General features: G+C 75.3%; 8 protein-coding genes. 2 read left to right on the top strand and 6 right to left on the bottom strand.

All coding sequences use genetic code 11. The annotated features are described in order from the left end of the window. The first annotated feature begins 12 nt into the window (after window positions 1-12). Window positions 13-1,299, top strand: coding sequence for an alpha/beta fold hydrolase (locus tag EOE66_RS01865; RefSeq protein ID WP_128226981.1), 1,287 nt, complete (start codon window positions 13-15; stop codon window positions 1,297-1,299). Between the two features lie 13 nt (window positions 1,300-1,312). Here the strand turns inward: EOE66_RS01865 and EOE66_RS01860 are convergent, their stop codons facing one another. The 6 genes from EOE66_RS01860 to EOE66_RS01835 form a co-directional block, all read right to left on the bottom strand. Continuing rightward, window positions 1,313-2,593, bottom strand: a complete 1,281-nt coding sequence (locus EOE66_RS01860) for a hypothetical protein (RefSeq protein WP_128226980.1) — start codon at window positions 2,591-2,593, stop codon at window positions 1,313-1,315. Window positions 2,594-2,715: 122 nt separating this feature from the next. Beyond that, on the bottom strand, window positions 2,716-4,653 hold the full coding sequence (locus EOE66_RS01855; RefSeq protein ID WP_245478863.1) for a methyl-accepting chemotaxis protein: 1,938 nt from the start codon (window positions 4,651-4,653) through the stop codon (window positions 2,716-2,718). Between the two features lie 126 nt (window positions 4,654-4,779). Continuing rightward, entirely contained in the window at window positions 4,780-6,201 is a 1,422-nt protein-coding gene (locus tag EOE66_RS01850) for a S8 family serine peptidase (RefSeq protein WP_164884959.1), read from the bottom strand. Window positions 6,202-6,310: 109 nt separating this feature from the next. After that, window positions 6,311-9,061, bottom strand: coding sequence for a CHAT domain-containing tetratricopeptide repeat protein (locus tag EOE66_RS01845; RefSeq protein WP_128226977.1), 2,751 nt, complete (start codon window positions 9,059-9,061; stop codon window positions 6,311-6,313). 38 nt (window positions 9,062-9,099) lie between these two features. Further along, the gene (locus EOE66_RS01840) at window positions 9,100-9,678 is read right to left on the bottom strand and encodes a hypothetical protein (RefSeq protein WP_128226976.1); all 579 of its coding nucleotides are present in this window, start codon (window positions 9,676-9,678) and stop codon (window positions 9,100-9,102) included. A gap of 93 nt (window positions 9,679-9,771) precedes the next feature. Next, window positions 9,772-10,344, bottom strand: a complete 573-nt coding sequence (locus EOE66_RS01835) for an RNA polymerase sigma factor (RefSeq protein ID WP_164884958.1) — start codon at window positions 10,342-10,344, stop codon at window positions 9,772-9,774. Between the two features lie 72 nt (window positions 10,345-10,416). Between EOE66_RS01835 and EOE66_RS01830 the strand changes: the two genes are divergently transcribed. Beyond that, a complete protein-coding gene (locus tag EOE66_RS01830) occupies window positions 10,417-11,487 on the top strand; it encodes an NAD-dependent epimerase/dehydratase family protein (RefSeq protein WP_128226974.1) in 1,071 nt (356 codons plus the stop codon). Window positions 11,488-11,612 lie beyond the last annotated feature (125 nt).

Here is an 11,612-nt window from a genome sequence, read left to right as displayed (position 1 = left end):
ACGCTTGCCTGCATGCAGATCTTCAAGTTCTGGCCGCGCGTGCTCGTGGCGCCGCTGGCGGCCTGCGCGCTGGCGCAGGCGGTGGCCGCAGGCGCCCCGCCCTTCGAGCCCCTGCCGGCCCCGGCCGGGGCGCCCGCCACGCTGAGCAGCGAAGCGCGCTGGGCGGGGCACGGCTGGCAGGCCATCGAGGCCGAAACGCAGCGCCTGGCCGTGCGCGAGATCGGCAGCTTCCAGGGCCGGCCCACGGGCGGCTTGTTCGGCCTCGGCACGCGCCCGGTGCAGCTGCACTGGCGCGCCTACCGCCACCGCAGCGAGAGCCGCGGTGCCGTCATCGTGGTGCCCGGCTTCACCGAAGCCCTCACGATGTACCAGGAGCTGGTGCACGACCTCGTCGTGGCCGGCTGGTCGGTCTATGTGATGGACCACCGCGGGCAGGGCTTCAGCAGCCGCCTGCTGCCGCCCGAGCCGCCCACCGCGCAGGGCGACGATGACGCGGGCGAGCGCGGCCACATCGACGAGTTCGAGCACCTCGTGGACGACCTGCAGGCCTTCGTGCAGCGGGTGCAGGCCTCGCGGGTGACCGATGCCGCTGCGGCGCAGCGCCCCACCGTGATGCTGGCGCACTCGATGGGCGGCGCCGTGGTCTCGCGCTACCTCGCGCGCGTGGGTGCGGCCTCGCCGGTGGCGGCAGCGGCCCTCGTCACGCCCATGCACGAGCCGCGCGTGGCCGAGCCGGGCACGAACAAGGTGCTGCGGCGCTGGTGCGATGACGGCGCGGTGCAGCTGCCCTTCCAGCTGCCCGGCCTGAGCGCGCGGCGCGTGCAGGGCGAAGGTTTCGACGTGGAACGCGCGGCTTGGTGGGCGCAGGCCGACCGCGCCGACAACGAACTCACGGCCAGCGTGCCCCGCCTGCAGCGCCGCTGGGCCGACCGCATGGCGCGTTGCGAAGGCGAACACTGCGGCCACCCACACGCCCGCGTGGCCGGGCCCACGCTGCGCTGGGTGGCGCAGGCCTGCGCCGGCGCGGCCGCGGCGCGCGGGCCCGAGGCGGCGCGCATCGCGGTGCCGGTGCTGCTGCTGCAAGGCGGGTTGGACACCGTGGTGGAGCCCGCGGCGCAGCAGGTCTTCTGTGCGAACGTGAATGCCGCGGCCCCGGGCCGCTGCACCGCCTGGCGCCTGCCGCAGGCGCGCCACTCGGTGCTGGTGGAGGCCGATGCGCAGCGCGGCCCGGCCCTGCAGGCGGTGCTGCAGTTCCTGGCCGCGGCGCCGGCCCGCGGGCCTGACCTGCGCGCGCCCTAGCCGGCGCCCGGGTTCAGAGCCCGCGGCACTGGTCTTCCTTGTTCGCGGCCACGTTGCCGCTGCCGCTGGGCGCCGGCAGGTTGTCCTTGCACTGCAGGTTGCCGCCGGCGCGGTTGTTGTTGAGCACCGCGCCGCCGGTGTTGCCCAGCACCTGCAGGTCGCCCGTCAGCGTCAGGCCCTGCAGCCACAGCAGGCCGGTGCCGGCCACCGCCTGCAGCGAGCCCCCGACGCGCGTGCCGTTGAGCGTGGTGGCCTGCGCGCGCGCCAGCTGCACCGAACCGTCGATGCGGCCGCCGTCCATCTGCACGGGGCCGGGTGTGTCGCCGTTGAGGCTGCCGTTGATCTGCGCCTGCACGCCCTTCACGCTCGCCCCCGGGGCGAGCTCGAGGTTGCCGGTGAGCTGCGTGCCGATGAGCTCGCAGCGCGCGCCGGCCGGCACTTCCACGCTGGCGTAGCGGGTGGCGTCCAGGCTCAGGTCGCGGCAGACCACGTTGCTGCCGGCGGTGAACACGCCTGCGGGCAGGCTGGGCGCCGGCAGCGTGGGCGTGGTCGGCGGCACCGGGGCCACCGGCGGGTTGACGGGCGTGCCCGGCGCCGGCGTGGGCGCAGGCGCCAGGCTGCGGCACTGGTCTTCCAGGGTCGCGGCGGTGTTGCCGCTGCCCTGCGGCGCCGGCAGGTTGTCCTTGCACTGCAGGTTGCCGCTGGTGCTGTTGTCCACCAGCGTCACACCGCCCAGGTTGCCCAGCACCTGCACGTTGCCGCTGGTGCGCAGGGCTTCGGCCCGCACCGGGCCGGCATGCGCCTCGATCTGCAGGTTGCCGGCGATGCGCAGGCCCAGCAGCGTGGCCGCGCCGCCCTGCACGAGCTGCACCGAGCCGGTGACGCTGGAAGCGCCGGCCACCAGCACCGAGGCAGCGCCGTCGGCCTGCAGGCTGCCGACGATGGTGATGTCGCGGGCGTCGAGCACGCTGCCCGCGCCCAGCTTGATGTTGCCTTCCACGCGCGTGCCCTGCAGCACGCACACCTGGCCGGCGGGCACCTCGATCTCGCCGCTGCGCAGCGCGCCCAGCGTCACGTTGCCGCAGCGGTAGGTCACGGCCGGCACGGGCGTGGCACCAGCGGGCAGTGCGGGGGCGGCCGACAGTGCGAAGGCGCGCGTGCCGGGTGCTTCGTTCGCACCGGCGGCCGTCGCCGGGGCATCGGCGCCACCGCCACCGCCGCAGGCCGCGAGGAACAGCAGCGACCAGGCGGCTGCGGCGGTGTGGGTGAGTTTGAGTTTCAGGTCGGTGCGCATGTCGATCTCCTTGGGTGCAGTGGGGCCCGTTGCGGGCGTGTGCTGCACAGAAGGAGGGAACTGCTGCGCGATACACCCTCATCTGCAATCTTTGGTGACAGCTCCGCAGCGGCTGGGGCGGGCTAGATCCTGAACACCGCCACCGTGCCCTGCAGCGAGACCGCCTGCTGGCGCAGGCTCTCGGCCGCGGCAGCACCTTCTTCCACCAGCGCGGCGTTCTGTTGCGTGACCTGGTCCATCTGCGTGACGGCATCGCCGATCTGGGCGATGCCGGCGCTCTGCTCCTGCACCGCGGCGCTCACCTCGGCAATGAGGTCCGACACGCGGCGGATGGACTGCACCACGCTCTGCATGGTCTCGGCCGCGTGGCTGCCCTGTTCGTTGCCGGCTTCCACGCGCTCCTGGCTGGCGGTGATGAGGCTGCGGATCTCGCGCGCGGCCAGGGCGCTGCGCTGGGCGAGGGCCCGCACCTCGCTGGCCACCACGGCAAAGCCCCGGCCCTGCTCGCCGGCCCGCGCGGCCTCCACCGCGGCGTTCAGTGCCAGGATGTTGGTCTGGAAGGCGATGCCGTCGATGGTGCCGATGATGTCGGCCATGCGGTGCGCGCTGTCTCTGATCTGCGCCAGCGTGCCGGCGAGATCCTGCACGGCTTGGCCGCCGTTGCCGGCCACGTCGCTGGCCTGCAGGGCCAGCTGGTGCGCCTGGCGTGCGCTGTCGGCGCTTTGCGCGACGGTGGCGCGCAGTTCGTCCATCGAGGCCGCGGTCTGCTCCAGCGCACTGGCCTGAGATTCGGTGCGTGCCGACAGGTCGTGGTTGCCCTGGGCGATCTCCGCGCTGGCCGTGGCCACCTGCTCGGCGTTGTCGCGCACCGTGGCCACCACCTGGCCCAGCTGGCGCGCCATCGCGGCCAGTGCCACCACCAGGCGCTGGCCTTCGTCCTGCGTGCCCGGGGGCAGCGTCTGCGGCGTGCCGGGTGGCAGCTGAAGGCGTCCGTCCGCAACGGCGTCGGCCAGGCCGATGGCCTGTTCGATCGAGCGTGAAGCCCCGCGCGCGATGGACCACAGCAGCCAGCCGCCCCCGGCACCCAGCACGAGCAACAGGCCGGCGATCCAGCCGACGGCCTGGGTTTCCCACTGGCGGTGCTGCGCCAGGTCCTTGGACAGCGCGGCCATGGCGGCATCGCCGAGCGCAAGCTGGTCGTCGATGGCTTGCGAGGTCTGCGCCCACCACTCGGCGCGGGGGTGATCCAGCGCCTCGGCCTCGATGAGCTTGCTGCGGGCGAGGGCCAGCGCTGCGTTGAGCGACTTCTCGGCCCGGGCCGGCGCGTCGCCGAGTGCCGCAGCCACGGCCGCATCGGCCTGTACGGCATTGGCCAGCGCGCGCTGCGCCGAAGCGGCCGCGAAGAGCGCACGTTCGGCGTGCACGGCCAGCCGGCTGCGCTCGGCGCTGCTGGCCTGGCCCTTGGCCAGCATGCCCATGCCGCTGCCCCGCAGCCGGCCCAGCAGTTCCGAGACCAGCGGCAGGTGGTTCAGCGCGGCGTCCTGCAGGTGGTAGCCCGAGGCCCAGGGGTTGAGGACCAGCTCGGAACGGATGGCCACGTCGTGCAGCAGAGCGAGCTGCCCCTCGACGATGGCGGTGTGCCGCTGGAAGCTTTCGGGCGCAGGCACGCCGGCCGTCGCCACGGCCTGGGTCAGCGTCTGCTGCGCCTGCCACAGCGCTTCCAGCCGCCGGCTCAGCGTTTCGTCGCCGAAGGCCGCGAAGCTCGCTACCGAAGCCGCTTGGCGCTCTTGCAGCGCCTGCCACGCCTTTTCACGGGGGGCGGCTGCGCTGCTGTCGCCGTTCAGCACGCCGTTGGACAGCCCCCGGTGCTGCGCCGTCGTGCGTGCCAGACCCACCAGGGCCTGGGCTGGTGGCAGGCCCGAGATCTCGTTCTCGACCTGTGCCAGCGAGGCCTGCACGCGGTGGAGGAAGAATCCCGTCGGCAGGGCCGCCATGGCCAGTGCCAGCGCACCGATGAGGGCGAACTTGTGGCGCAGTCGCAGGCGCTGCATCAAGGGCATGAGGGATCCTCCGACCGGTAGGGCGGGAATGCCCATGTTCCCGTATCGGCTGGCATCCGACGTGCTTGATGGCGGTCTGCCGCCGCCTGGACCGGCGTCAAGCCGGGTGAGAAAAAGTGCCGGGCATCAGGGGCAGGCGGGCGCCGGCGCCGGCGTGTTGCTGACGGCCGCCGCGGCGTCGATCTGCCGGAGCGCGGCCCCGCACACCGGCTTGCTGCGGTCTTCCAGGCGCTTCATCAGGTCTTCGGCGCGCCACTGGCGCAGCGCCGTGGCGCCGGGCACGGGGCTGGGGCTGGGCGTGCCCAGCACCAGCGCCGCGGTGCCCGCGGCCAGCGGTGCGGCCATCGAGGTGCCCGACCACGTGCCGTAGCCCCCGCCGGGCACGGCGCTGACGATCAGCTCGCCCGGCGCGGCCAGCTTGATCCAGCCGCCCGAGTTGGAGAAGGCAGCGAGGCGCTGCGCCTGTGAGGTGGCGCCCACCGCGCGCGTGCCGGGCGCGCTCTCGGCAGCGGGGTAGACGCGCTCGTCGGGGCTGCCCGCGTTGCCCGCCGCGGAGATCACGGCCGCGTTGCGGCCCTGCGTGCAGCGGGCGCGGTCGTCGTCGAAGCCGGCGTCCTTGAAGTTGTCGTCGTCGTCGCTGAACTCGCAGTTGGCCAGCGCCACGGCCACGGCCAGCAGGCGCGTGGGGCGGGTGCTGCCCAGGCTCATGTTGATGACGTGGGCGCCGTCGTCAGTGGCGGGGTTGGCGTCGGGGTCCACGGCCCAGGCCAGGGCCTCGGCCAGCACCCAGGCGTTGCCGCGACCGGCGCGGTCGAGCACACGCAGCGGCATGAGCATCGCGCCCGGCGCGGCCAGCGCCACGAGGCCGGCCACGTGCGTGCCGTGGCCGTAGCCGGTGTCGCTGCGGCTGCCTTCTTCGGCCGGGTTGTCGTCGTCGTCGACGAAGTCGCGGCCCAGCAGGCTGCCGTCGGCGCGGCGCGCCAGGCGGCCGGCGAAGGCGGGGTGGGTGGCGTCGATGCCGGTGTCGAGCACGGCCACGCGCACGCCGGCGCCGGTGCTGCGGGTGTGGGCATCGGCCAGGCGCAGGGTCTGCGGGGCCCATTGCGTGGCGTAGGTGCCGCTGTCGCCGCCGATCACCCAGACGGTGTTGCGCGTGGTCTCCGGCGTCTCGTTGGGCAGATCGGGCTCGGCGAAGACCACGCCCGGGGTGGTGGCCAGCGCAGCGGCCACGGTGTCGGCGTTGGCGCCGGCGGGCAGCTGCAGGCGGTAGATGGGGCGGCGGCCGAACTGCTCGGCCACGGTGGCGTTGCGCGCGCGGGCGAGCGCGGCCACGTCGGTGCCGGTGGCCACCTGCACCAGCACCACGGGGCCGGCGGCCGGGGTGGGCGTGGTGGGCGGTGGGTTGGCCACAGGCGCGCTGTCGCCACCGCCACCCCCGCCGCAGGCGGCCAGCATCAGCAGCGCGGCGGCAGCGGCGCACGCGCGCAGGGCGGTGGCCCGCTTCGGTCGGGTGCAGGCTTGGGGGCGGCGGGAGGGGACGGTTTTCATGGGTCTGTTTCGGGGCCTGGCGGTTGTGCCGTGGTGCACAGAGCCGCGCCGGCGCTGCCTGATACAGCGCCGGCGCCTGTGGCGGCGGACGGCAGGCAGCCTGCCCGTCTCAGGCCCGCCCATGCAGCGCGAAGCCGGCCCATGCGTAGGGATGATGACCGGCCTGCGCCGCCTCGGCCTGCGCGCGCTGCAGCGCGCCGGCCGGCCCCAGGCCTTCGTGCAGGCCGGCATAGAAGCGCAGGGCCAGCGCGGCCGTGGCGCGGTCTTCCACCGGCCAGAAGGTGGCCAGCACCGTGCCCGCGCCGCCGCGCAGGCAGCTGCGCACCAGGCCTTGCAGTTCTTCGCCGGGTGCCACGCGGCTGGCCCCGGTTTCGCAGGCCGACAGCGCCACCAGCCCGGCTGGCAACTGCAGCTGCGCCAGCTCCAGCAGCGTCAGCGGCCCGTCGCCGAGCAGCACCGATGAGAAGGCCGGGTTGTCGGCGCGGAACTGGCCGTGGCAGGCCAGGTGCAGCACGTCGGCCGTGGCGGCGGCGCGGCCCAGCGCGGCGCGGGTGGCGGCTGCGCCCAGCAGCAGCTCGCCGCCCGCGCCGAAAGCCGCGGCCACCTGCTGCGCTTCCACCTCCACCTGCGGCAGTTGGGGGTCGCCCACGCCCAGCACCAGCGCGCGTTCGTAGCGGGGCGCCGGCCGCTGCTGCAGCGCCAGCCACACGGCGGCGCTGGGGGCCCAGGCCAGCTCGGTGTGCTGCACCAGCCAGTGCCGGCCGTCGTGCAGCGCGGCGAAGGGCACGGCGTGCAGGTCGCGGTGCGGCAGCAGCACGCAGCGCGTGCGCCCGCCCAGCAGCGGCAGCAAGGGCGCCCACAGCGCGGCGTGCAGCGCCTGCAGGCGGTGGCGCACCCGTTCGAGCAGCAGCGCGCCGTGGCGCTGGGCCAGCACGTCGCCATGGCGCAGCGCATCCATCTGGAAGCGCAGCGCGCGCACCTGGCCCGCCACACCGGGCGCCGCCCAGGCGCGGTGCGCCACACCCTCGGCGGTGACCACGCAGGCCAGCAGCGTGTCGCCCTGCAGGTGGTAGGCCACCAGCGCCCGGTCGGGGCCCAGGGCGGCCTGCAGCGCGGGCAGGTCGTCGGCGCCGAAGCCGGGCCCCAGGGGCACCGCCGGGCCGCTGCCGGCCGGCAGGGGCTGGCCCAGGCTGCTGCGCCGGTGCGCCTCCAGCAGCTTCTGCTCCAGCGCCTGCACGCGGGCCGCCAGCGCGGGGGCGCGCTCGGCATCGCCCTCGCTCAGCGTCTGGCGCCATTGCTGGCGCAGCCACTGCAGGTGCGCCGCCTCGGGGCCTTGCGCGGTGGGGGCCACCGGCGCCTGCAGCTCGGCCAGGGCCAGCGCCAGGCTGCGCGCGCGGCCGCGCTCCATGTCCACCAGCAGCTGCAGCGGCGAGCCCTGGGCCTGGGCCACGGCCACCAGGCCGTCGTGCACGGTGCTGCCGGCTTCGGCCTGGGCGCTGCGCAGCTCGTCGCCGGGCAGCGCGGCGCGCAGGTCTTCAAGCACGGCCAGGGCCTGCTCGTACGCGTGGCGGGCGCCGGCCAGATCGCCGCTGGCCTGCGCCAGGGCGCCCAGCCCGGCGTGGCAGGGCCAGGCCAGCTGCGGCAGCGCCGGCGCGCCGGTGGCCGCGGCCAGCACCGCCCGGTAGGCGGCCGCGGCGCTCTCGTGCGCGCCGGCCGCGGCATCGGCATCCGCGCCCAGCACCTGGGCTTCCAGCTGCCAGGCCAGCAGGCCGCTGCCTTGCAGTGCCGTCTGCGCCCGTTGCGCGCAGGCGCGTGCCGTGGCGGCATCGCCTTGCGCCAGTGCCAGGCGCCCCTGTTCCAGCGCGATGAGGCCCAGCACCGGGCCGTTGCCGGCCTCGGTGTAGAGGGCCTCGGCCTGCGCGAAGCCGGCCGTGGCGGCGGTGGCATCGCCCAGCTGCGCGTGGGCGCGGGCCCGTTGCAGCGTGGCCCAGGCGCGTTCGGTGGGCAGCCCGAAGGTCAGCGCCTCCTGCACCAGCGCGTCGTACAGGCTCACGGCCTCGGCGCGCAGGCGTACGCCGAGGTAGGCGTCGGCCAGCGCAGCCTCGGCCTCGATGCGGCGCTGTGGCGGCGCGCCGCTCTCGGCCACCAGCCGTGCCGCGGCGGCCAGCTCCTGCAGCGCGCGCTGGCCGTGGCCGCGGTGCATCTCGATCTGGCCCACGCCCTGGTGCACCTGCGCCACCAGCACGTGCAGCCCGCGCGGCAACGCGCGCAGGCGCGCGCGTTCGTACATCTGCAGCGCCTCGTCGAAGCGGAACTGCCAGCCCAGCAGGTTGGCCAGCGCGACATCGGCGCCGATGCTCAGCTCGGCATCGCCCGTCTGCGCGAAACGCAGCGCGGCGCGGCGGAAGTGCGGCTCGGCCTCGGCGTGGCGGTCTTGCCGGAAGAGCACGCTGCCCAGGTTCAGCTCCACCTTGCCGGCCGAGCGCACGTCGCCGGCCGCGATGAACTGCGCCAGCGCGCCTTCAGCGCAGGCCTGGGCTTCGGCCTCGCGGCCCAGCATGGCCAGCACGCCGATCTGCGGCACGCGCGTCTCGGCCGCGCGGCCGGGCTCGCCGCGCGCCTCGAAGGCGGCTTGCGCGCGCTGCAGACGGCCCAGCGCATCGGGCAGCCGGCCCTCGGTCAGCGCGGCGATGCCGGCCGTCCAGGCGGCCAGGGCCTGCAACTCGTCGCTGTCGGCATGGGCGGCGGCCAGCAGCGCCAGCTCGGCGGCCGCCGCACGCGAAGCCGCGGGGTCGCGGTGCCAGGCCTCGTAGCAGGCCGCCTTCAGCGCCCAGCCGGTGGCTTGCGGGGTGTCGCTCACGGCCCGGCGCCCAAGGCTCGGCGGTCAGCGAGCGGGGTTCAGGGCGCCGCCCGCACGAACAAGCCCAGTTCCACCGTCCAGTCGGCCGCGCTCAGCACCAGGTGGCAGGGGCCGGCTTCCATGGGGGCGAACTCGAACTCGGCGAGTTCGTTCCAGGGCACCACCTGCAGCGGGGACGCTGCGGCCGTGTCGGCCGCCGGGGCGGGCCGCAGCTCGGCCCGGCCGCTGAGCTCGGGGCCGAGCACCTGGCCGCTGAGCACCCAGCGCGCGCCGCCGTCCAGGGGCGTGAGGCGCAGGTCGATGTCGCGGCCTTCGGTGGAGTACAGCAGCTGCCGCGCCGCCAGGTGCCCCAGCGTGGCCGCACCGCGGCGGCCGCCCGCCAGCGCGCCGTGGTCGAGGCTGTCGAAGACGAGGGTGGCCACCAGCCGGCGCAGCCCGCCCAGGGCCGAGGCCACGGCAGCGGGCGCGGCGGACACCGGCACGGCCGCCGGCTGCTGCCACAGGCCGATGGCGCGCAGCACCAGCGCCTCGGGCGCGTCCTGCAGCACGCGGCTGGCGCCCAGCGCGGCCGCGAGGGCCTCGTCATCGTCTTCGGCGGGGTTCGGTGGCTGGTTCATGGCGCAGGGGTGGCGGCAAGGGCGTGGAGGGGCGGCAAGGCTGCGGTGCCAGCCACCGAGGGCCGGCCCGGCCGGTAAATACATGCCTGCATCTCAATTCCCCATCAGCTTGCGCAATTTGGCCAGGCAGCGCGCCCGCGTGGGGCCGATGCTGCCTTCGGGGATCTGCAGCCGCCGCGCGATCTCGGCATAGGGCAGGGGCTCGTCCTGCAGGAAGAGCAGTTCGATGAACTGGCGCGCCGCGGGTTCCAGGCGGTCCACCGCCTCGCGCAGGCGGTGGTGCTGCTGCAGCGCCGAGAGCTGCTCGTCCTGCAGCGGAGCCGGGTCGGGCAGCGCGGCCAGCGGGTCTTCGTCGGGCGCTTCGGCGGAGGCCGGCAGGGCGGTGTCGTAGTGGCGGTTCTCGGCCAGCAGGCGCAGCGTCTCGCGCTTGGCCGTGGTCACCAGCCAGGCCCGCACGCGCGAACCGTCTTCCAGCCGCGCCAGGTGCTGGTGCAGCCGCTCGAAGGTGAACTGGAAGACATCGGCCGCCTGCTCTTCGGGCAGCCCGGCCGTGCGCGGCACGGTGTAGACCAGGCGCTGGTAGCGGCGCACGAGCGTGCTCCAGGCGCCTTGCTCGCCCTGGCGGCAGCGCTCCACGAGTTCAGGATCTTCGAGTTCTGTGTACACCGGGGCTTGCAGGGCAGGGTGGCCGGGCTTGGCAGCGCATGATGCCACCGCCCCGAACCCACCCGGCCTTTCATGACACCTGCCGCCACCGCCCCGCCCCTGCCGCCCCGCCGTGTGTTGCTCACGGGCGGCACCGGCTACCTCGCGATGTTCCTGCTGCGCCGGCTGCTGGCCGCGGGCTGGGCCGTGCACGCCACGCTGCGCCAGCCCGCCCGCGAGCAGGCCCTGCGCGCCGCGCTGCATGCGCCCCTGTGCGGCGAGCCGGGCGTGGACGACGGCGCCCTGCACTGCCACCGGGCCGAGCTGACGGCCGACGACGGCTGGGCCGAAGCTGCCGCCGGCTGCAGCCATGTGCTGCACGTGGCCTCGCCCTTGCCGGTGGGGCAGCCGCGCGATGCGGACGAGCTCATCGTCCCCGCGCGCGAAGGCACCCTGCGTGTGCTGCGCGCCGCGCGCGCGGCCGGGGTGCGGCGCGTGGTGATGACCTCCAGCACCGCCGCCATCGCCTACGGCCGCGGGCGCGGCGTGCACCACCTCACCGAGGCCGACTGGACCCCCGACGACTGGCCCGGCGCCACGCCCTACATCCGTGCCAAGACACTGGCCGAGCGCGCCGCGCGCGCCTGGGTGGCGGCCGAAGGGGGCGGGCTGGAGTTCTGCAGCATCAACCCCTCGGTGGTGCTGGGCCCGGTGTGGGGGCCCGACCACTCGGCCTCGGTGGAGATCGTGCGGCGCCTGCTCCAGGGCCGCATCCCGGCCTGCCCCGACATCGGCTTCGGCGTGGTGGACGCGCGCGACGTGGCCGAGCTGCACCTGCGCGCGCTCACCGCCCCCGGCCTGGCCGGTGAACGTTTCATCGCCAGCGGTCGTTTCATGAAGCTCTTCGAGCTGGCGCAGCTGCTGCGCCGCGAACTGGGTGCCGACGCGCGCCGCGTCACGCGCTGGCGCGCGCCCGATGCCCTGGTGCGCCTGGCCGCGCTCTTGCACCCGCAGGTGCGCGCGGTGGCCGGCGAGCTGGGCGCCGAGCGCCACGCCAGCAGCGCGCATGCGCAGGCGGTGCTGGGCTGGCAGCCGCGCCCGGTGGAAGACACCGTGCTGGACACCGCGCGCAGCCTGCTGGCGCTGGGGCTGGTGGGGCGATGAGCGCGCGGGCTGCCAGGCGCGAGTTTCCAAACGCGGGTTGCCAAGCGCGGGATGGTGGCCGCGGCGCCGGCCCGCGATGCTCGCCACAGAATCCGGCATCCCCAACCAACCCGGAGCCCACCGCG

The organism is Rubrivivax rivuli (assembly GCF_004016505.1).
Taxonomy (GTDB): domain Bacteria; phylum Pseudomonadota; class Gammaproteobacteria; order Burkholderiales; family Burkholderiaceae_C; genus Rubrivivax; species Rubrivivax rivuli.
This window is presented reverse-complemented; position numbering and strand designations above follow the sequence as displayed.